Origin of the sequence: Sphingomonas brevis, assembly GCF_023516505.1 — a bacterium.
GTDB classification, from domain to species: Bacteria; Pseudomonadota; Alphaproteobacteria; order Sphingomonadales; family Sphingomonadaceae; genus Sphingomicrobium; species Sphingomicrobium breve.
Genome location: NZ_JAMGBB010000001.1, coordinates 194,724 through 214,568, shown reverse-complemented (window position 1 = coordinate 214,568; position 19,845 = coordinate 194,724). Strand labels below are relative to the sequence as shown.

Genomic DNA, 19,845 nt, shown 5'->3' with positions numbered 1-19,845 from the left:
ATTGAGCGACGGGCTTTCCTTGTAGAGCCACCCCGAGAATTTTCTGACCCACTGGCCGTCCGGCCGGCGAACATCGACCTGGACAAAGGCCCCGGTCAGCTTCTCCAGCTCCCATGGCGCGGAAGTGTCGCACGCCTTGAGACGGACAGTGACGTCCTTGACCCGCATCGCCTGGCCGGGCTTCAAGGTCAGGTCGCGGACAATGCCGTTACGCTTGTTGAGCAGACCCAGCACCGCGACCCGTTCCGCCATCGGCGTGACTCCCGGTTGGTCCCCTGACGAGCGGGGAACCTCGACCGTCAGAACTTCATTGCCGGGCTCTTCGGATTTGTTGCAGCCAGCGAGCAGCGCCAGCGGCACCAGCATGAAAGAGGCGCGCAATCGCTTCACTCTTATTCGGGCTTCCACGCCTCATAATCGCCGGTGCTGGCGGGGCGAATGCGATTTGCGGCCAGCGATCCGCCGGGGCGGTAAGCGGCCATTGTTCCAGTGAGGTTCGGCTGCGGCGCCTGTTCGAACTTCCGGCGTGGCGGCAGGCCCTTTTCGGGAAGGTCATCGATCGTCCCGCGCAGCCAGGCGTTCCAGCCCGGAGGGGTGCGGCTGGCGTCGTTGGAGCCGGCGTAAATCACCCAACGGCGCTTCGGATCCTTGCGATGACGGAAATAGATGTTGCCGGCCTCGTCGCGGCCGACTTCCTCGCCGTTGCGGCGGGAATTGATCATGGTGCCCCACGAGGCGCCGTTCCACCAGGTAAATGCGTTTGCGAGGATTCCCATGGCCCGCGCCTTTGCCGCTTTACGCGGGGCTAGGCAAGCGTGATGGGGCACTCGCGAGCATCGCGCATGCGCTCATCGCTTCCACTCGACCTTGTCGCCCGGTCGGACGCCAAGCTCCGCCGCACGCCCCCCGGCGACCTCCAGCACCGCGGTAACTTCGCCATCCGAATAAATCGGCTGGAGCGACAGCGGCACGGCGTTCGCCTCGATGTTGGCAATCCTGCCGTCGGGACGGATGAAAATCAGGTCGAGCGGGATCAAAGTATTCTTCATCCAAAAGCTCGCTTGCCGCACAGTATCGAACGGGAAGATCATGCCGCGGTCGGGATCAAGCCTGTTGCGGTACATCAGGCCCATTGCCTGCTGCTCGCCGGTGCTGGCGACCTCAACGGTGAAGCGATGCTTGGCGCCGCCCGAGGTAATGGTCAGCGGCACTTGCTCAAGGCCCGCCGGCGACTGGCCAAGTTCGACGGCGCTGGAGGCGGACGGCTGGCAAGCGGCGAGCGATGCCACCATCCCGAACGCGATTGCGCGAGCGATCAGACCTCTCGAAGCTCGACTGCTGTCAGGCCCTTGCGTCCCTCGGCAATCCGGGCTTCCAGCTGCTGGCCGGGCTGCAGGTCGACGATCTGCGACTGCCGCACAGTCTCCATGTGGACGAAAATATCCTCGCCCGTCTCCGACTCCCCGGCGCGATTGAGGAAGCCGTAGCCCTTTACCCGATTGAACCATTTGACCTCCACCGGCTCATACTCGCCCGCGGCATCGGCCAAGGCCTTGCGGTCCGCGCGCTCGCCGGAAGCTTGGACCGGACGGGCCGGCATCGGCAAGGCCGTACTAAGGTCAATCGATAAAATCTTGCGAGCCTGGAAGCCCCGGTCCTGGTGCTCGGCAAGGCATTCGACGGTTGCGCCTTCCGGCAACGACCGCCGCCCATGCTCCTTGAGCACGCTGAAATGGATCAGGATGTCGCCGTCACAATCATCCGAAATCAGGAAGCCAAAGCCCCTCGTCGCGTCGAACCACTTGACCCGACCCGTACACTGGAGACCTTCAGGAAGAGAATCGTCGCCCGCAGCCATCAGTTCCGGGCCTACCTCCTGAGTCGTTTCGGCGCTCAAACGCTGCACGCCAGTTCCTTACCATGGACCGTTGTGTCGCGAAACCGACATAAGCATTAGCTGTCAACGACCATATCGGGGACTTCACCGGGACCAAGATCGACCACCGCCCGAGCCACCGCGAAGCCGTGACCGGCACGGATCATGGCCGCCAGGGCCCGTTCGCGGAGCTTCGGATCGGGCCTGGCTTCGGCATAGGGTCCGATACGCTTTCGCCGGGCAAAGCGGAGCGCGGCCTCATATGCCTCCGCAGTTGCCAGATCATTGGCATCGCCAGAATCCTCTTCGGCGATCCCGGCATGCGACAGCGCCTGGCGAACGCGGCGACTGCCATATCCATGGGCGGTCAGCGAGCGCGCCTTGGCCAGCGCATAGGCGCGATCGTCGATGTATCCGAGCCGGACCAGTTTCTCCGTTAGCTCGTCGATTGGCGGTTCGCCGGCTCCGGCCCAGCCGCGCTCGCGCAGTTTGCGCGTCAGGAAAGCATTGAGCTTGGCGCGGCTGGTGGCAAAGCGACCGACATAGGAAATGGCCAATTCGTCCAGCTTTTCGGCGGTCAGCGGCGGGCGCGGCTTGCGGGATGGGCTGGCGGCCATGGCCATGTTTGTGCCACACTCCCCCACCATCAGGCAAAAAGACCTGCTCCTGGCGGGTTTGCTGGCCTGAGGGCTGCCAATTGGGACCAACGAACAGGAATTTGCCGCGTGCTCGACCGCAAGGATAGGATCGACGCTACCCTGACGCTCGACGGATATACGCCGACGCTTGACCGGCTTGAGCGGCGAATTGCCGATTTTCCGACGCTGGGCGACGCGCTCGACTATGCTGCTCGCGGCCATCGCGGAATGAATTTTCACGACGCGCGCGGGACCCTGGTTCGTGCCTATCCCTATGCCGAATTGCGCGAGGACGCGCTTCGTCACGCCCATCGTTTCATGGCGCTGGGCCTGGAAAAAGGCGATCGACTGGCGCTGATCGCGGAAACCGGCCCCGAGTTCGCCGCATGTTTCTTCGGCGCAATTTACGCCGGGCTGTGGCCCGTGCCGCTGCCCCTTCCGACCAGCTTCGGCGGGCGCGACGCCTATGTCGAACAGCTGGTGGTGATGCTGACCAGCAGCGATCCGAAGCTTTTCCTGTATCCGGCCGAACTGGCCGATTTCGCAACCGCCGCCGCGGATAGGCGCGGTATCGCGGCCCGGGATTGGGACAGCCTCGCCGAGGTAGAGCCCGTTGCCGCCGAGTTGCCCTCAGCTGACCAGCATGAAATCGCCTATCTTCAGTACAGCTCCGGATCGACCCGCTTCCCGCATGGCGTAGCGGTGACCCATCGCGCGCTGCTCGACAATCTTCGTGCGCACGGCATCAGCACCAATATCGAACAGACCGACCGCGTCGTCAGTTGGCTGCCCTGGTACCATGACATGGGCCTGGTCGGCTGCATGCTGTCCCCGCTCGCGCTGCAGGTATCGACGGACTATCTGAAGACTGAGGATTTCGCTCGGCGCCCGCTGGCCTGGCTCGACCTCATCACCCGCAATCCCGGCACCAGCCTCTCCTATTCGCCGACATTCGGATACGACATTTGTTCGCGCCGCATGTCGTCGCAGACCCGCGCCGCCGACCGTTTCGATCTGTCGCGGTGGCGGCTGGCCGGCAACGGTGCCGACATGATCCGTCCGGACGTGATGCAGGCGTTCGTCGACAGCTTCGCCGACGCAGGCTTCAAGGCCTCGGCTTTCTGCCCCAGCTACGGCCTTGCCGAAGCAACGCTGGCGGTATCGATCATGCCGCCGGGCGAGGGAATCCGGCTCGAGCTGGTCGAGGAAAGCGAGCTGTCGGGGGTCGGCACTCCGGCACAGGAGCGGCCGCGTCGTTACCGCGCGATCGTTAACTGCGGCAAGCCGGTCGAGGGCATGGAAATTGAGATCCGCGACGCGGATGGCAGGCCGATGAACGATCGTTCGATCGGCAAGGTCTGGGTCCGCGGATCGAGCGTCATGGTGGGCTATTTCCGCGATCCGGAGTCGACTGAAGCCTGCATGAAGGGCGGTTGGCTCGACACCGGCGACATGGGCTACATGTCGGGCGGCTATATTTTCATCGTCGGCCGCGCCAAGGACATGATCATCATTAATGGCAAGAACCATTGGCCGCAGGACATTGAGTGGGCGGTGGAGCAGCTGCCCGGCTTCAAGGCCGGCGACATCGCCGCCTTCGCTATTACCGGCCCGAGCGGCGAGGAAACGCCGGCCGTGCTGGTCCACTGCCGGGTCAGCGACGCGCAAGAGCGCAGCCGGTTGCGCGACGATATCCGCGAGCGGGTCCGCGCGATTACCGGCATTTCGCCAGTGGTCGAGCTGATCCCGCCGCGCACCCTGCCCCGCACCAGTTCGGGCAAGCTGTCGCGGACCAAGGCGCGCAACCTCTATCTTACGGGTGAGATCGTTCCGTTCGACGTCGCGGCCTAGGTATCAATTCCTCGTCATTCCCGCGAAAGCGGGAACCCAGTTTTTCTTTTGCTAGGTCCCCGCATTCGGGCGCCCATCGAAGTACTACTTCGATGGGACCCTCGCGGGGATGACGATAATGGTTGCGGCAGCACTTGCGCGCATCCCCTCAGCACATTAGGTCGCGCCACGGCCTAGGGGTATAGCTCAGTTGGTAGAGCATCGGTCTCCAAAACCGAGGGTCGTGGGTTCGAGTCCCTCTGCCCCTGCCAGGTCGTGAACGTCGCAGCCTTGAAGGGCGACAGCAACCGCGCTACATCGCCCGCGTTCGAGGTCCTGCGACGATGGTCGCGGACCTCGTTTTTCTATCCGTTTGAAGGCATCGAGACAGTGGCAAAGGTCAATCCAGGCGAATTCATCCGGCAGGTGCGTGCCGAAGGCAGCAAGGTCGTCTGGCCGTCGATGAAGGAAACCCGCACCACCGCCATCATGGTGCTGATCATGACCGCCATGCTCGCCATCTTCTTCTTCGGTGTCGATTCGGCGTTCAGCGCGATCGTCAAATTCCTCCTCGGCCTGCTCGGCTAACGATTTTCGAAGGTTACCCAATGTCCCGCTGGTACATCATCCACGCTTATTCCGGCTTCGAGAACAAGGTTCGCGACGCGATCATGTCCGAAGCCAAGCGTCTCGGCCTCGAAAGCCTGGTCGAGGCTGTCGAGGTTCCGACCGAAACGGTTACCGAGATCAAGCGCGGCAAGAAGGTCCAGGCCGAACGCAAGTTCATGCCGGGCTACGTGCTCGCCAAGCTGGCGATGAACGACGATGTTTATCACCTGGTCAAGAATACGCCGAAAGTGACCGGCTTCCTGGGGCCGAACGGCAAGCCGCAAGCAATTCCGGACGCCCAGGCCCACCGGATGCTCGACACCAAGGAAGAGGCCGCGGCAGCGCCCAAGACCAAGATCAAGGTCGACTATGAGATCGGCGATTCGGTCAAGGTGCTCGACGGCCCGTTCGCAAGCTTCAACGGCGTCGTCGAGGAGCTCGATTTCGACCGCGCCCGGGTCAAGGTTTCGGTGTCGATCTTCGGCCGCGCAACGCCGGTCGAGCTCGAGTTCGAGCAGGTCGAAAGAGTGAAGTGACGACCCGATAAGGTCGTCATCCCGGACTTGGTCCGGGATCCGCTTTCAAAAAAGGGCTGGCGCCATACGCCGGCCCTTTTTCGTTGCGCCAAACAGATAACGCTTGCGTTTCGATCATCATTTAACTTACTGACCGGTCAGTTAGGAGCGATTCGTGAAGCAACCCAAATTCCAGCGCCGGGCAGAGGATCGGCCGCGCGAGATTTGCGCGGCGGCCCTTGAGGTGTTCGCGGAAAAGGGGTTTGCTTCCGCGAAGCTGGATGAGATCGCCAAGCGGGCCGGCGTGTCGAAGGGCACGCTCTATCTCTATTTCGCCGACAAGGAGCAGCTGTTTCGCGCGGTGATACGCGATGCGGTCGTGCCCAATGTCGAACGGCTGCGCGCCGCGCTGATCCAGGCGGGCCTACCGTTCGGCGATCTCGTGCGCCTGTTCTTTTCCAACTTTGTCGAGGTGACGGCCCGAGTTCCGATCGGCGCCGTCGCCAAGATGGTGATCAGCGAATCCGGCAACTTCCCGGAGCTCGCCAAGGTGTGGCATGACGAAGTGGTGTCCAAGGCCATTGGCACGATGACCGCCCTGATTGAAATGGCTCAGGCCAAGGGCGAGGTCCGCGCCGGCGATGCGCGCCTGCACACATTCTCGCTCCTCGGGCCGATGTTGATGGGCATCCTCTACCGCCAGACGCTGGAGCCCATCGGCGGCGAGCCGCTCGACCTTGGCGAACTCGCCAAGCAGCATGTCGAGACGGTGTTGGACGGCTTGCTGATTGGACAGCCAGCATGAGGTTGCATCCAATCTCCATTCGTATCGAGCGAAGCGAAGCGAAGTCGAGATACGTCCCTCGACTTCGCTCGGGACGAACGGCCTTGATATGCGCTCTCATGCTCACAGGATGCACGACGGTCGGGCCCGATTATCAGCGACCCGACGTAGCTGTGCCCGGCGGCTATCTCGAACCATCCGCCAGCGGACAGTCTGAGCTCGACCGTTGGTGGAACGGCTTCGGCGATGCGCGGCTGTCCAGCCTGGTGGAGCAGTCGCTTCGCCAAAATCTCGACATAGAGCTGGCGGTAGCGCGGATCCGCGAGGCCCGTGCCCAAGAACGGGTGGCCGGCGCAGGATCGTCGCCACAGGTCGCGGCGGAAGCATCGGTCATCCGCCAGCGGATCAGCGAACATGCAATCCCCGCTCCTCCGGGATCGGGCGGCGCCGGCGGTGCCGGCTTTGCGCTACCGGGCGAGGAGTTCACCACGTGGCGGGCCGGCTTTGACGCCAGCTGGGAACTCGACCTGTTCGGCCGCAACCGCCGCGAACGCGAGGCGGCCGCGGCGCGAACCGGCGCCGCAATCTGGAATCGGACCGATGTCGAAGTCGCGGTGGCCGCCGAGGTTTCCGGCGCCTATCTGCGCCTGCGCACGCTTCAGGCCCTGATCGCCAACGCCGAGGCCGAACTGGCCCGCCAGGACCGTTTGGAGCGGTTGGTCGAGGCGCAGGCCAAGGGCGGCCTGGTTACCGGGCAGATTCTCGAACAGCAGCGCTCGGAACGTTCTGCCGCCGCGGCTGCCATTCCTGCGCTGCAGGCCGATGCAAAGGCTGAAATTCACGCGCTCGGCGTGCTGACCGGGCAGGCACCCGAAGCACTTGCCAATGAGCTGTCGGGACCGGGGAACCTGCCATGTCACCGCACGCCGGACTGCCCCCAGCAGTCCGGAACGGTGACATCCCCGGCCGTGCCTCCCGGCCTGCCGTCGGACCTGCTCCGGCGGCGGCCGGACATCCGCGCCGCCGAGCGCGAACTGGCCGCGGCAACTGCCGATATCGGCGTTGCGACCGCAGACCTCTACCCGCGAATTTCACTGACAGCCGCTCCGGCACTGGTCAGCACCGCGCTCGGCTCGCTGCTTGAATGGGGCAGCCGCGGCTTCTCCGCCGGAGCAGCACTCGACTGGCCGATTTTCGATGGCGGCCGACGGCGCGCCAATATCGAGGTACAGAATGCTCGGCAGGAACAGGCGCTGATTGCCTATCGCAAGTCCGTTCTGGCCGCCCTGCAAGACGTCGAGGACGCGCTCGGCAACGTCGACGGCGACCGGCGCAAACTGGCGGAACTGGAGCAGGCGCATGCCACCGCGGCGCGGGCCGAGGAGATCGCCGGGACCCGCCATCGCGGCGGCCTGGTCACGCTTGCCGATGTCCTTCAGGCGCAGGAGCGCCGTCTGTCCCTGAAAGAGCAGCTGCTTGAAACCAGGGGGGCACTGGCGCGCGATACGGTCGCTCTGGTGAAGGCGCTCGGCGGAGGCTGGAGCGAGGAATCGATGGAGATCAAGCAATGACCCGGGGGGTGAGAATCCTGATCCTGCTCGTGGCGATCGTCGCCGTGGCATATCTGGCCTGGCGCTGGTTCGGCCCAGGCCCACGCGAGCGATATCTTTCGGGCTATGTCGAGGGCGAAAGCCTGTTCCTCGCCGCGCCGGTCGCCGGCACGGTCGGCTCGATCATGGCCGAGGAAGGCCAGCGCATAGCCGGCGGCGCACGGCTGTTCGCGATCGACCCTGCAACCCTGTCCGCGCAGGGCGAGCAGGCCCAGGCCCAGGTCACCGAGGCGCGCACGCAAATCGCTTCTGCCCAGGCCAATGCCCAGCAGGCCGAGGCCGAGGTGGCGGCAGCGGCAGCCGATGCCGACAAGGCGCGCCGCGACCTCAATCGACTTCTCGGCGTGCGGCGCGACGACGCTGCGGCCGTTGCCGGAACCGAAATCGATACCGCTGAGGCAGCGCTCCGCGAAGCCTCGGCCAGGCTTCGGGCGGCGCAGCAGACCGCCGAGGCGCGACGGGCCCAGGTTGCCGCCGCCCGGGCGCAGGAAAACCAGGCAAAGGGCGGATCGCGCGAAGTCGACATCAGGGTCGGCCAGCTTTCGCCGCCGTCGCCGTCTCCGGCGCGGGTCGAAGAGATATTCTTCCGGCCGGGCGAATGGGTCGCGGCCAACCAGCCGGTGGTCAGCATCCTGCCGGACGACCGGATCAAGGTGCGCTTCTTCGTCCCCGAACAGGATGTGGCGCGCTATCGTCCGGGCCAGTCGGTTCGCTTCTCCTGCGATAGCTGCGCACCCGGCCTGACCGCGAAAATCAGCTATGTCAGCCCGCGGTCCGAATTCACTCCGCCAATCATCTTCAGTCGCGACAGCCGCGACCGGCTGGTGTTCATGGTCGAAGCCTTGCCCGCGAAGCCGGCCGGCCTGATGCCCGGCCTGCCGGTCGACGTCGAGCCGTTGCCGTGACTCTTGCCATCGACGTCCAAGGTCTGAGCAAGCGCTTCGGTTCGCTCCAGGCGGTCGACAATGTGTCGCTGCAGATCGAGCAGGGGCATATCACCGGCTTCCTCGGTCCCAATGGCTCAGGCAAGACGACCAGCCTCAGGATGCTGTGCGGGCTGCTGACGCCGGATGGCGGCCATGGCCGTGTTCTCGATTATGACTTCCCCAGCCAGGCCGAATTGATCAAGCGCCAGACAGGCTACATGACCCAGCGCTTCTCGCTGTACGAAGACCTGACGATCGAGGAAAATCTGGCGTTCATCGCCAGGGTCTACAGCCTCGACAACGTCTTCGCCCGTGTCGACGAGACGCTCGACAAGCTTGGACTGACCCATCGCCGCAAGCAGCTGGCGGGAAATCTGTCGGGCGGCTGGAAACAACGGTTGGCGTTGGCCGCCGCGGTCATGCACGAACCCAAGTTGCTGCTGCTCGACGAGCCCACCGCCGGCGTCGACCCGCAGGCCCGGCGCGACTTTTGGGACGAGATCCACCGCCTGGCCGACGACGGCATGACCGTGATGGTGTCGACCCATTACATGGACGAGGCCGAGCGCTGTCACGAGATCGCCTATATCTTCAACGGCAAGCTGATCGCCCGCGGCACGGGCGAGGCCGTGATCGCCCAGAGCGGGCTTGTGACGTTCGAAGCGGAGGGACCGCGAGCCGACCGCCTGTCCCGCGAGCTGGCATCCCTGCCCGGCGTCGACATGGCCGCGCCGTTCGGCGAGGCACTGCACGTCAGCGGAACCGATCGAGCAGCCCTTGAGGCGGCGATCGCGCCCTATCGCAAGGACCCCATCCGCTGGGCCGAAGTTCAGCCGACGCTGGAGGATGTGTTCATCCACCTGATGCGCACCCACGCCCCGCCCGAGGTCAAGGCAGCATGATGGGCCTGTCGCTTTCGCGCATGCTGGCCGTGCTGGCCAAGGAGTTCACCCAGCTGGTCCGCGACCGGCTGACCTACGCCATGATGATCGGCATCCCGGTCTTCCAGCTGCTGCTGTTCGGCTATGCCATCAATACCGATCCCAAGCATTTGCCGACGGCCGTGCTGGTCCAGGACCAGGGGCAATTCTCCCGCTCGATCGTCGGCGCGCTCCAGCGCAGCGAATATTTCAGCATCGACCATGTCGCCCGCAGCCCGGCGGAGATGGATAAGCTGATCGAGCGCGGCGCGGTCCAGTTCGCCATCACCATCCCGGGCGATTTCACGCGGCGCGTCGTGCGCCGGGACAAGCCGCAGATATTGGTCGAGGCGGACGCCTCGGATCCGTCCGCGACCGGGCCCGCCGTAGCCGCTCTCGCCTCGCTCCCGAACGAAGGGCTGAGCCATGACCTCAAAGGCCCGCTGGCGAGTATCGGCGCCGGTCCGCAGCCGTTCGAGGTCATCATCCAGCGCCGCTACAATCCGGAAAACATCACCAGCTACAACATCGTCCCCGGCCTGGTCGCGACTATCCTCACCATGACCCTGGTCATGATGACGGCTCTGGCGATGACCCGCGAGACCGAGCGCGGCACGATGGAGACGCTGCTGTCCACACCGCTTCGCCCGATCGAGGTCATGGTCGGCAAGCTCACCCCATTTGTCCTGGTCGGAATCATCCAGGCGACCCTGATCATCACGATGGCACGGCTGCTGTTCGGCGTGCCGATGGCGGGCGGCTGGGCAGCGCTCATCCTCGGCCTGTTCCTGTTCATTATCGGCAGCCTCAGCCTTGGCTTCCTGATTTCGACTCTCGCCAGGAACCAGCTCCAGGCGATGCAGATGAGTTTCTTCTATTTCCTGCCGTCGATCCTGCTGTCTGGGTTCCTGTTCCCGTTCCGCGGCATGCCGCAATGGGCGCAGTGGCTTGGCTCGGCCCTGCCCGTCACCCACATGCTGCGGGTCGTGCGCGGAGCGATGCTGAAGGGCGTCGGCATCGCCGAGGCGGCGCCGAGCCTTGGCGCGCTGCTGCTGTTCGTGGTGATCGTCGCCGGAATCGCCGTGATGAAGTACCGGACAACGCTGGATTGAGCACGAGCCGCCGAGCGTAACGAGAGCGGAGCAAAGCGAGCGTCGCTACGCGAGAGACGGCGAGTGCCGGCCGACGGGTCGGCGGAGCCGAACCCGATCGACGTCACGGATTCACTCCGTGACGGCTTGCCCTTTCTTACCTGCCAACCTCATATCAAGCGCCACCCCGCACCCGGCAATGATGGCGAACACGCCGATCATGCCGACGATGCTCATTGCCAGCTCGATCCCGCTCTGCAGCGCCGGGTTGAGGAAATAATAGGGATACCAGCCGTCCACCGCCCCGCGCGCCATCGCATAGGCGAGGTAGAGAGCGGGAGGGACCAGCGCCCATTTAAGGTCGCTCCATTTAAGCTCGCCGTGCGGCATCAGCGCCCACAGGATCGCGTAGAGGATCGGCGTCCAGTCGTGCAGCGCGGCATCGACCAGCTTCTGCAGGCCGGTCGGGTTCCACATCGACCTCAAGAGGATCGAATAGACGAAGCCCACGGTGACGATCGCCGTCAGCCCCATCAGCCGTGCCCGCGCAGCCGTCAGCCTGTTCCGCCGCCCAAGCGCGATGGCACTGGCGATGCAGGCGATGCCGATGTTCGACAGGACGGTGAAAAAGCCGACATAGCGCCAGGTCGCGAGGCCCAGTCCGACCCGATCGGCGAAGATGACATATTGCAGCACCAGCCCGGCCCAGCCGACCAGCGCCGCGATTCCCGCTACGATCCGCGATGCGCTCATGCCCTCACCCCTCCCCCAACTCGTCAGCCCGGAGTTAATCAGGAATCCACTGTCTCGTCATCCCGGGCTAGATGATCGGCATGCGGGACTGTCTGGGGGACAGTGCCGGTCCGGTCATGGATCCGCCTTTTCTTTCCACCGTCGTAAGGTAGCAGGCAGACCCCGGATCAGGTCCGGGGTGACGGGATGGTCTTCACAAACTGTGATCGTTCCGCTAAAGGCGCCGCCTTCCAAAGCATCAGCATTGGATTGCGGGAGGCCGAGTTCTTCGGGACGAAGCCGTCTGGACCGCTAAACTTGAACGGACGCAAGCGGGGCCTGCCCTGCCCAACTCCACTACAGAGTGAGAAAAATGGCTAAGAAAATCACGGGCTATATCAAGCTCCAGGTGCCGGCTGGCACCGCCAATCCCTCCCCGCCGATCGGTCCCGCCCTGGGCCAGCGCGGCGTCAACATCATGGAATTCTGCAAGGCGTTCAACGCCGCGACGCAGGACCTTGAAAAGAGCGCGCCGATCCCGACGGTGATCACCGTCTACGCGGATCGTAGCTTCTCCTTCACCACCAAGACACCGCCGGCGAGCTTCCTGCTGAAGAAGGCGGCCAAGTTGAAGTCGGGTTCGAAGGAGCCGGGCAAGGTCAGCGCGGGAACGATCAAGCGCTCGCAGCTGGCGGAAATCGCCACCGCGAAGATGAAGGACCTCAATGCCAACGACCTTGAGGCCGCGACCAAGATCATCGAAGGCTCCGCTCGCGCGATGGGCCTCCAGGTAGTGGAGGGCTAAGGCGATGGCAAAGCTCACGAAGAAGCAGAAGGCGTTCGACGGCAAGGTCGATCCCAACAATCATTATGGCGTCGCCGAGGCGATCGGCCTGGTGAAGAGCCTGGCCACGTCCAAGTTCGACGAAACCGTCGAAGTGGCGATCAACCTGGGCGTCGACCCGCGCCATGCCGACCAGATGGTCCGCGGTGTGGTCAACCTGCCCAAGGGCACCGGCAAGGACGTCCGCGTCGCCGTGTTCGCCAAGGGCGACAAGGCCGAGGAAGCCAAGAAGGCGGGTGCCGAGATCGTCGGCGCCGAGGACCTGATGGAAGCCATGCAGGGCGGCGACACCAATTATGACCGGGTCATCGCGACCCCGGACATGATGGGCATCGTCGGCCGCCTCGGTAAGGTGCTGGGCCCCAAGGGCCTGATGCCGAACCCGAAGCTGGGCACCGTCACTCCGAACGTCGGCCAGGCGGTCAAGGACGCCAAGTCCGGCCAGGTCGAGTTCCGCGTCGAAAAGGCCGGGATCATCCATGCCGGCATCGGCAAGGCGAGCTTCCCCGAAGCCGACCTCAAGGCCAATTTCGATGCGTTCGTCGACGCCATCGTCAAGGCTAAGCCGTCGGGTGCCAAGGGCAAGTACGTCAAGAAGATCGCCATCAGCTCCTCGATGGGGCCGGGCGTTCGCCTCGACACGACGGAAGTCGCCGGCGCCTAAGCGCTGCGCCTTTGCGAGAGATTGAGGGCCGGCCCCGGACTTGATCCGGGGTTCGGCCCTTTTCTTATGCGCTGCGACCGCTAAGGTCCCCGCACTTGCTGCAGGGGGGATGTAATGGGTCACCTTAGCCAGAAGGAATATGAGGATGCGCTGGAGCCGTTGCTCCACGAGCTAAGCGACGCGGCGCGATGGATCCAGGAAACCAAGCAGCGTTTGGTGGTAGTATTCGAGGGGCGCGACACCGCCGGCAAGGGCGGCTCGATCGACATGATCGCCCGCACGCTCAACCCGCGCCAATGCCATGTCATCGCCTTGCCCTCGCCGTCGGAGCGCGAGCGCGACCAATGGTATTTCCAGCGCTACGTCGAGCATCTGCCGGCGAAGGGCGAAATCAGCCTGTTCGACCGCAGCTGGTACAATCGTGCCGGCGTCGAAGCCGTAATGGGTTTCTGCACCTCGCAGCAGGTCACCGCGTTCCTGAAGTCCGTCCCCGACTTCGAGCAGCAGCTCGTCGATGACGGCATCTACCTCTACAAATATTGGCTGTGCTGCGACCAGGAGCAGCAGGAGGAGCGGTTCGCCGACCGGCTCAACAATCCGCTTCGGCGGTGGAAGCTTTCGCCGATCGATATCAAGGCCCGCGCCCTTTACGACGCTTACACCGAGGCTCGGGAGCGGATGCTGGCCGCGACGGATGCACCGCACGCACCGTGGACCCTGGTCGATTTCAACGACCAGCGCCTTGGCCGCCTGACCCTGCTCCGCGACCTTCTCGACCGGCTGCCGGACACCAAATTGCCATCCGAGAACATCCCATGGCCGAAGCTGGGACATGATCCGATCAAGGAGCGGTACGGGGTGATGAAACCGATCCCGGCCTACCGCTGGCATGACAAGAACGATTAACCTAAGCTAGTCGGGGGAATTGGGGGCTTCGATCATGCGCGCGACCAGATTACTAATTCAGCTGACCATCTACTACGTCATCATATTCGGGGGCGCCTGGCTGGTCATTCACAACAATCCGGAAATGCAAAACTATTTGCCGATCGGCGGCGCCGAAGCGCTGATCAATGCCGGCGGCGGCAAGTCGAGCGCCTTTGAAACTGTCGCCCGGGCGCAAGAGGTCAGGACTCTCGGCCAAAGCCTGGGCTGGATGTTCGTCGCCATCATCGGTGCCCTCATCACCTCGTTCCCGGTGACCTGGGTCTATATGGGGACGCGCACAGCCGACGAATATGATCAGTCGATCATCAGCACGATCCTGATCCTGCCGTCTGTCGTGACCTCGATTGTCGTGGTCGTCCAGCACAGCCTCGCCCTGGCCTTTGCGCTTGGCGGGATCGCCGGTGCGGTCCGCTTCAAGAACAGCCTCAAAAGCTCGGGCGACGCCCTCTACATCCTGCTGTCGGTCGGCATCGGCCTTTCTTCGGGGATCGGGGCGGTCGAGCTGGCGCTCGTGATGAGCCTTGCCTTCAACTATTGCTTCATGGCCCTGTGGATCAGCGAATATGGCGAGCGCGAGGGGATGAAGCGCTACCTCAGCGACTTCAACCCGGCCAAGGGACCGGGCAGCGCGGCAACGCCCGACGCCGAAATGCCGCCACCGCCTCCGCCTCCGCCTCCGCCTACAGGCACTGCTTAAGGATCTTCGAGCGGAGCGAATCGTCGGTTGCGATCTCGGCGTAGAACTCGTTCAGATAGGCAACCGCGTTGCGCGCAGTCCGCTCTGTCATCCCCGGAATCTGTCCGAACAAGGCATTGATTGCCGGGCGACGGGCACGAAACTCGGCTGCCACCGCGATCACGTCATTGTTGAGCCAGCAATAGCCCTGGTAGGAGCGCTCTCGAACGCTTTCGACCTTGAAGCCTTCAGGCACGGCCGCATACGGCGCGTCGACCAGGCCCGAATAATCGAAGTCGTACGGCACTGGAATTAGGCCGGGCGTCTTGGCGGCGAGCAGGCGGCTGTTGTGGCAGCAGCCCTCCCCGGCCGGCCCAGCCCGCATCGACCAGTCGAGATTGCCGATCATATATTGGAACAGCGCAACGGTTGCCGCCTGGCGCGCCTGGAGCTGGTTGGCGGCAACGCGATCGCCGACATTGGCCCGGGTCAGGCCGAGCCGATGTGCGGCATCGTCGTAATCCTCAAGGAACATTCCCCATCGGCTGGTCGTGCGCTTTGCCTGGGGATCGACATAGTCGACCGCCAGAAGCCGAGCCTTCAGGCTTGTCGGTGTGATCAGGTTGAAGATGCGATACGCCGAATATTCGAGCAGCAGATGCTGCTGGAAGTCTTCCGATGACCGGCAGTGAGTCACCAGCTTCAACCGGCTTTGGTGGGCAAACAGGGACGTCGCCGCCGGCTTTTGCGGGAATTCGACCCGCAATGGCGGGAAGGTGCAAATCTCACGCTTGCGCCGGGTAATGCCGCGCGGAGCGAGTTTGATCGGATAGGTTTCCGCCGTTCCGCCCAGGGTCAACGACGCGTCGCGGGGCTCAACAGATCGTTCCGCGGTTCGAGCAATGTCCCCAAGCGGCCCGGTTATGGTCAGCTTGAGCGGCTCGTCACTCGCGAATAGCGGCGTCGTCTGTGCCGCGGCCGGCGTTGCCAGGATTGTGAATGCCCCGATCAACCATTTCATAACCTACCCCCATGGTTTGCCCGCCGGCCTGGTCACTTCATGCGATGTCGCTTGATCCCCAACAATCTCGAGATAAGTCAGCTTGCCATTATAGGCGCGGCTGATGGCGCTGTCCGTGCGCCACAATGTCCCGCCAGGGTTCGAAATGATCCCCTGCAACGAAGGCGTATGCCCGACCACGATCCGTTTGACCCCGAAATGGGTCAACACCAGGTCGATCTCCTGATCGATCGTAAGCGGCGCAGCGGCGCCCGCTGGGACAGGGGCAACGGTGGCCTCGTCGCCCGGCTCGCGGGTTACCAGTCCGCGATACCATAATGGCCCCGCCCCATCGTTGATGATCGAGGCCGGCGTTTCGTCGCGCCGCTTCAGTGCCGTCGCCACCGCAAGGTTGATGTCACCCAGCGACATGGTCGCATATTTGGCGCTGATCCCGCCGTGCACGAACAGAGAATCGCCGACCTTGGCAACCGCGGGATTGCCGATCACCCATTTGCCGACCTCGCCCTCCGGTCCCCAGGCCGATTGATGCTCGAGCATTCCAAGCGGCGTTTCCTTGATCCAGGCCGCACGGATTGCTTCAGCCGTCATTTTCGGATCCCTGGATCGATAGGCGGCCTCGATTGCCGTTTTATTGGCTTCGTAGATCCTGCTTCGTCGAGCCTCGGAATCGCGGTCGGTGAACGCCAGATATTCCCCGGGATGCACATAGCGCAGGTCCCGCGTCATGTTCATCGCTTCGTGATTGCCGACCAGCGCGATTACCTGACCACCCTTGCTGCGCGCTTCGCGCTGCAGCCTCATCAATTGATGAATGATCTTGAGGCTGTCGGGGCCGCGATCGACGACATCGCCCATCTGTACCAGCACCGTGGACCCGCCCGCCCATTTTCCCTTGGCGTCGACGACGCCAGCCCCGCGAGCGATGGCCTCCCAAGCGTCATAGTCGCCATGAAGATCGCCAACTGCGACAATTCGGGCCGGAGCCGGCTTGGCGGTAGCGACGCCGGAAACCAGCGCCGAAGCGAATATCAAGAATGGCCAGACCCAAAGCCTCAACATCGATGCTCCCCGGCGGACTGGGGTGGAAGGGGCACTTTGGCGGCCGCTTTGTCAAGCAACCCGCCGTTCAGATAGAGGCTTTTACGGCAGGGGCAATCACCGTGGGAGCACTTACGATGCGCATCGCCCTTTTGTTTGCAGTCCCGCTTATTGTGCTTGTCGGGTCGCCCGCGCTGGCCCAGCCGGCGACGATCTCGGTCCAAATGTCGAATTTCAAATTCGCTCCAAGCAAGATCGTTTTGGATCACGGCCAGTCTTACGTTCTGCATGTGGCCAATGCCGCGAGCGGTGGGCACGACTTCACGGCATCGGATTTCTTTGCAGCCGCGAGTGTCGTGGCTGCCGATCGACGCTATATTTCGGACGGCGTAGTCGAAGTTGCCCCGGGCCAGGCGGTCGACATTCACCTCACTGCCCCGGCAGCAGGGCACTACAGCCTGAAATGCTCGCACAGCTTCCACAAAATGTTTGGAATGTCGGGCGAGATCGTCGTGCGTTAGTCCCCGTACCTTGACTTTCACCGACTTGCCTGTAGAGGCCGCGCGGTCGCGTTCCTTCGGGTCGTGACGCTCGTCCGAGACAGTCGCTGCCCCAGATCCAGTCTGTGGCTTAATCCGCGGCCTAGACGGGGATAAGGAATTCAAGAACGGGCCGCCATTGCGTTCCCGTCGTGCGTCGGATTTCAAACGACGCCTCGCGATCCATCCCCCGGACATCTCGGAGACGTGGGTTTCCCCAATGGAAGCCTGCGCCTCCAACCCTTTGCCGGATGGTCCGGCAGGGGGAATGACTAGGAGTATGGCATGGATCGTTCGCAAAAAGCCGATCTGGTTGCCGAGCTGAAGAACGTCTTCACCGAGACCAGCGTGGTGGTAATCACCCGCAATCTCGGGCTGTCGGTCGCACAATCGACCGAACTGCGCCTGAAGATGCGCGATGCCGGTGCCCAGTTCAAAGTTGCGAAGAACCGGCTTGCCAAAATCGCGCTCGAGGGCACCAAGTACGGATCGATCGGCGACATGCTGACCGGCCCGACCGCCTTGGCCACCTCGGTCGATCCCGTCGCGGCGGCAAAGGTCGCGGTGGAGTTCGCCAAGTCCAACGATCGGCTTGAGATCGTTGGCGGCGCGATGGGCGATACGCTGCTCGACGTGAACGGGATCAAGGCACTCGCCGCGCTTCCGTCGCTTGATCAGCTGCGCGGCACTATCGTGGGCCTCATCCAGGCGCCCGCGACCAAGATCGCCCGCATCGCCAAGGAGCCGGGTGGCCAGCTGGCGCGCGTTCTCGCCGCCAAGGCCGCAGCTTAAGTTTTTCGTTTCAAACCACGCACGACATTTGGGGCCGCTGCCCCACTAGGAGACTAAAATGGCTGACCTGAACAAAATCGTCGACGACCTGTCGGCTCTGACCGTCCTCGAAGCTGCTGAGCTTTCGAAGCTGCTCGAAGAAAAGTGGGGCGTTTCGGCCGCCGCCGCCGTCGCCGTTGCCGGCCCGGCCGCTGGCGCCGCCGCCGCTGGCCCGGCTGCTGAAGAGCAGACCGAGTTCGACGTGATCCTCACCGGCGACGGTGGCAAGAAGATCAACGTCATCAAGGAAGTCCGCGCCATCACCGGCCTGGGCCTGGGCGAAGCCAAGGCGCTCGTCGAAGGCGCGCCGAAGGCCGTCAAGGAAGGCGTCAACAAGGACGAAGCCGAAAAGATCAAGAAGCAGATCGAGGAAGCCGGCGGCACCGTCGAGCTCAAGTAACCAAGCGGCCCGCAAGGGCCGCGCAGGTTATCCCGGCGAAGGCCGGGATCCAGACTGCTACAGTTTCACGGGTGTCTTGAAGCGCCCGTGGATGGGAAGGGCGGCTCCGCAAGGGGTCGCCCTTTTTCGATTCCGTCAGTCGAAGATCGCCAGGTTGAGCGGCTCGCTAGGACCGAACCAAAGGACATTGTGGCTGTGGTCACGCAAATCGTCGCCAGTTGAGGCATGCGCGAAAATCGTCATGCCGGCACGGTTGACCGCCAGCCAGGTCGCAACCTCTCCAAATCGGTCGGTCGGTACCGTCATCTGAACGCTGCCGCGCGGATGCGGACCCACCGGGGCGAGGTGGAAATGGCCAACGGCCACTGCGAACCGGTCCCGCACCGCGGCCGCCAGCGCCTTTGCCTGGCTGACCTCCGAGGCATCGTAGTAAATATGTGCGTGGAAGTCGCGGATTGTCGGCTCGGGCATGAATCCTCCTGCCCGCTAGCTGGGCGCTTGCCCCGGGAAATCAAGTATGGATGCAGGAAAAAATCGCTGTTTCCCAACGGTTTCCCGGATTGCACGTCGCCCGAATTTGGAACTTGTAGGGGGCGCAGTGCATTGTGCAAATCAAACAAGGATTTGAAAAATGTTCGCGTTCAAAAACACCCGGGGGCGGGGCCTCTCGGCAGCGGTGGCCTGCGCCCTGTTGCTGTCGGCCGCGCCTGCGGTTGCCGCAATTGAAACTCCTGAAGCAAAGGCCGAAGCGGCCGATGCGGCCATGGTGGCCCGGTCCGACATGGATGAAGTGTTCGGGCCGAAGATGCTGAAGCCCGGCCAATATGTCTGGCGCAAGGGCAGCTTCGACGGCGACCCGCGCGTGATCGTCAGCCTAAGCGACCAGCAGGCTTACCTATATCGCGGCGGCGACCTCGTCGCGGTCGCGGCCATCTCCACCGGCAAGGACGACAAGCCGACCCCGAAGGGCATTTTCACCATTCTCGACAAGAAGGTGATGCATCGCAGCAAGAAGTACGACGATGCGCCGATGCCCTTCATGCAGCGGTTCGACGAATATGGGACCGCGCTCCATGCCGGGCACAATCCGGGCTATGCCGCCAGTCACGGCTGCATCCGGCTGCCGGTCGAATTCGCCAAGCGCCTCTTTGGAGTAACCGAAGTCGGTGCGACGGTGATGATCGGCGCCTGATCCGAACCAAATTACTCCGTGCCGGCGAGGATGGACTCATCTTCGCCGGCAATAATTTCCGGCCCCTTGCAACAGGCCTGAAAAAGTCTATATCCACCCTATCCAACATTTAACGGCTCCGCCGCACGGTATCGTGCGCCCGGGGCTTTTCCTGTCCT

Annotated in this window: 24 protein-coding genes, 1 tRNA gene and 1 pseudogene; 17 read left to right on the top strand and 9 right to left on the bottom strand. The window is 63.5% G+C overall.

Annotation, left to right across the window (positions count from 1 at the left end):
- Positions 1-18: 18 nt before the first annotated feature.
- The 5 genes and pseudogenes from LZ518_RS01180 to LZ518_RS01160 form a co-directional block, all read right to left on the bottom strand.
- Positions 19-252 (bottom strand): annotated as a pseudogene (locus LZ518_RS01180) (DUF2155 domain-containing protein); the annotation flags it as partial.
- A gap of 140 nt (positions 253-392) precedes the next feature.
- On the bottom strand, positions 393-776 hold the full coding sequence (locus tag LZ518_RS01175; RefSeq protein WP_249914230.1) for an NADH:ubiquinone oxidoreductase subunit NDUFA12: 384 nt from the start codon (positions 774-776) through the stop codon (positions 393-395).
- A 72-nt stretch (positions 777-848) separates the two neighbouring features.
- Positions 849-1,292 (bottom strand): DUF192 domain-containing protein, encoded by a 444-nt coding sequence (locus LZ518_RS01170; RefSeq protein WP_249914229.1) that lies wholly within the window; start codon positions 1,290-1,292, stop codon positions 849-851.
- 23 nt (positions 1,293-1,315) lie between these two features.
- Positions 1,316-1,906 carry a cold-shock protein gene (locus LZ518_RS01165; RefSeq protein ID WP_249914228.1) on the bottom strand — a complete coding sequence of 197 codons (591 nt, stop codon included), beginning with the start codon at positions 1,904-1,906 and terminating at the stop codon, positions 1,316-1,318.
- 47 nt (positions 1,907-1,953) lie between these two features.
- Entirely contained in the window at positions 1,954-2,493 is a 540-nt protein-coding gene (locus LZ518_RS01160) for a regulatory protein RecX (protein ID WP_249914227.1), read from the bottom strand.
- Positions 2,494-2,601: 108 nt separating this feature from the next.
- Here LZ518_RS01160 and LZ518_RS01155 point away from each other — a divergent pair, with 108 nt between their 5' ends.
- From LZ518_RS01155 to LZ518_RS01115, 9 genes are all read left to right on the top strand, one after another.
- Positions 2,602-4,365, top strand: coding sequence for a fatty acyl-AMP ligase (locus LZ518_RS01155; protein WP_249914226.1), 1,764 nt, complete (start codon positions 2,602-2,604; stop codon positions 4,363-4,365).
- A 175-nt stretch (positions 4,366-4,540) separates the two neighbouring features.
- Positions 4,541-4,616 (top strand) — tRNA-Trp (locus LZ518_RS01150).
- Positions 4,617-4,620: 4 nt separating this feature from the next.
- Positions 4,621-4,932 carry a preprotein translocase subunit SecE gene (secE, locus tag LZ518_RS01145; protein WP_249914225.1) on the top strand — a complete coding sequence of 104 codons (312 nt, stop codon included), beginning with the start codon at positions 4,621-4,623 and terminating at the stop codon, positions 4,930-4,932.
- A gap of 20 nt (positions 4,933-4,952) precedes the next feature.
- Entirely contained in the window at positions 4,953-5,489 is a 537-nt protein-coding gene (gene nusG / locus LZ518_RS01140) for a transcription termination/antitermination protein NusG (RefSeq protein WP_249914224.1), read from the top strand.
- A gap of 154 nt (positions 5,490-5,643) precedes the next feature.
- Positions 5,644-6,273, top strand: a complete 630-nt coding sequence (locus tag LZ518_RS13495) for a TetR/AcrR family transcriptional regulator (RefSeq protein WP_249914223.1) — start codon at positions 5,644-5,646, stop codon at positions 6,271-6,273.
- A 98-nt stretch (positions 6,274-6,371) separates the two neighbouring features.
- Positions 6,372-7,823 carry an efflux transporter outer membrane subunit gene (locus tag LZ518_RS01130; protein ID WP_249914222.1) on the top strand — a complete coding sequence of 484 codons (1,452 nt, stop codon included), beginning with the start codon at positions 6,372-6,374 and terminating at the stop codon, positions 7,821-7,823.
- Entirely contained in the window at positions 7,820-8,767 is a 948-nt protein-coding gene (locus LZ518_RS01125; RefSeq protein ID WP_249914221.1) for an HlyD family secretion protein, read from the top strand. The genes LZ518_RS01130 and LZ518_RS01125 overlap by 4 nt, the downstream gene beginning before the upstream one ends.
- Positions 8,764-9,690: an ABC transporter ATP-binding protein gene (locus LZ518_RS01120; RefSeq protein ID WP_249914220.1), complete on the top strand. Its 927-nt coding sequence runs from the start codon at positions 8,764-8,766 to the stop codon at positions 9,688-9,690. The genes LZ518_RS01125 and LZ518_RS01120 overlap by 4 nt, the downstream gene beginning before the upstream one ends.
- Positions 9,687-10,820, top strand: coding sequence for an ABC transporter permease (locus LZ518_RS01115; protein WP_249914219.1), 1,134 nt, complete (start codon positions 9,687-9,689; stop codon positions 10,818-10,820). The genes LZ518_RS01120 and LZ518_RS01115 overlap by 4 nt, the downstream gene beginning before the upstream one ends.
- A 111-nt stretch (positions 10,821-10,931) precedes the next feature.
- Here LZ518_RS01115 and LZ518_RS01110 read toward each other — a convergent pair whose 3' ends face one another.
- Positions 10,932-11,552, bottom strand: a complete 621-nt coding sequence (locus LZ518_RS01110) for a Pr6Pr family membrane protein (protein WP_249914218.1) — start codon at positions 11,550-11,552, stop codon at positions 10,932-10,934.
- A 352-nt stretch (positions 11,553-11,904) separates the two neighbouring features.
- Between LZ518_RS01110 and rplK the strand changes: the two genes are divergently transcribed.
- From rplK to LZ518_RS01090, 4 genes are all read left to right on the top strand, one after another.
- Positions 11,905-12,336: a 50S ribosomal protein L11 gene (rplK, locus tag LZ518_RS01105; RefSeq protein ID WP_249914217.1), complete on the top strand. Its 432-nt coding sequence runs from the start codon at positions 11,905-11,907 to the stop codon at positions 12,334-12,336.
- Positions 12,337-12,340: 4 nt separating this feature from the next.
- Positions 12,341-13,039, top strand: a complete 699-nt coding sequence (gene rplA / locus LZ518_RS01100; protein WP_249914216.1) for a 50S ribosomal protein L1 — start codon at positions 12,341-12,343, stop codon at positions 13,037-13,039.
- A 114-nt stretch (positions 13,040-13,153) separates the two neighbouring features.
- The gene (gene ppk2, locus LZ518_RS01095; RefSeq protein WP_249914215.1) at positions 13,154-13,945 is read left to right on the top strand and encodes a polyphosphate kinase 2; all 792 of its coding nucleotides are present in this window, start codon (positions 13,154-13,156) and stop codon (positions 13,943-13,945) included.
- A 34-nt stretch (positions 13,946-13,979) separates the two neighbouring features.
- Positions 13,980-14,684, top strand: a complete 705-nt coding sequence (locus LZ518_RS01090) for a hypothetical protein (RefSeq protein WP_249914214.1) — start codon at positions 13,980-13,982, stop codon at positions 14,682-14,684.
- Here the strand turns inward: LZ518_RS01090 and LZ518_RS01085 are convergent.
- A complete protein-coding gene (locus LZ518_RS01085) occupies positions 14,668-15,684 on the bottom strand; it encodes a hypothetical protein (protein WP_249914213.1) in 1,017 nt (338 codons plus the stop codon). The two genes, LZ518_RS01090 and LZ518_RS01085, sit on opposite strands and share 17 nt — an antisense overlap.
- 3 nt (positions 15,685-15,687) lie before the next feature.
- Positions 15,688-16,746, bottom strand: a complete 1,059-nt coding sequence (locus LZ518_RS01080) for a metallophosphoesterase (protein ID WP_249914212.1) — start codon at positions 16,744-16,746, stop codon at positions 15,688-15,690.
- Between the two features lie 116 nt (positions 16,747-16,862).
- On the opposite strand from LZ518_RS01080, the gene LZ518_RS01075 reads away from it, so the two are divergent.
- The 3 genes from LZ518_RS01075 to rplL all read left to right on the top strand — a co-directional run bounded on the left by LZ518_RS01075 (position 16,863) and on the right by rplL (position 18,495).
- The gene (locus tag LZ518_RS01075) at positions 16,863-17,246 is read left to right on the top strand and encodes a cupredoxin domain-containing protein (RefSeq protein WP_249914211.1); all 384 of its coding nucleotides are present in this window, start codon (positions 16,863-16,865) and stop codon (positions 17,244-17,246) included.
- A 303-nt stretch (positions 17,247-17,549) separates the two neighbouring features.
- Complete coding sequence (rplJ, locus tag LZ518_RS01070; protein ID WP_249914210.1) at positions 17,550-18,056, top strand: 50S ribosomal protein L10; 507 nt, start codon at positions 17,550-17,552, stop codon at positions 18,054-18,056.
- Positions 18,057-18,114: 58 nt separating this feature from the next.
- Positions 18,115-18,495: a 50S ribosomal protein L7/L12 gene (gene rplL / locus LZ518_RS01065; protein WP_249914209.1), complete on the top strand. Its 381-nt coding sequence runs from the start codon at positions 18,115-18,117 to the stop codon at positions 18,493-18,495.
- Between the two features lie 135 nt (positions 18,496-18,630).
- Here the strand turns inward: rplL and LZ518_RS01060 are convergent, their stop codons facing one another.
- On the bottom strand, positions 18,631-18,966 hold the full coding sequence (locus LZ518_RS01060; protein WP_249914208.1) for a DOPA 4,5-dioxygenase family protein: 336 nt from the start codon (positions 18,964-18,966) through the stop codon (positions 18,631-18,633).
- Between the two features lie 160 nt (positions 18,967-19,126).
- Here LZ518_RS01060 and LZ518_RS01055 point away from each other — a divergent pair, with 160 nt between their 5' ends.
- Positions 19,127-19,687 carry a L,D-transpeptidase family protein gene (locus tag LZ518_RS01055; RefSeq protein WP_249914207.1) on the top strand — a complete coding sequence of 187 codons (561 nt, stop codon included), beginning with the start codon at positions 19,127-19,129 and terminating at the stop codon, positions 19,685-19,687.
- The last annotated feature ends 158 nt before the right edge of the window (positions 19,688-19,845 follow it).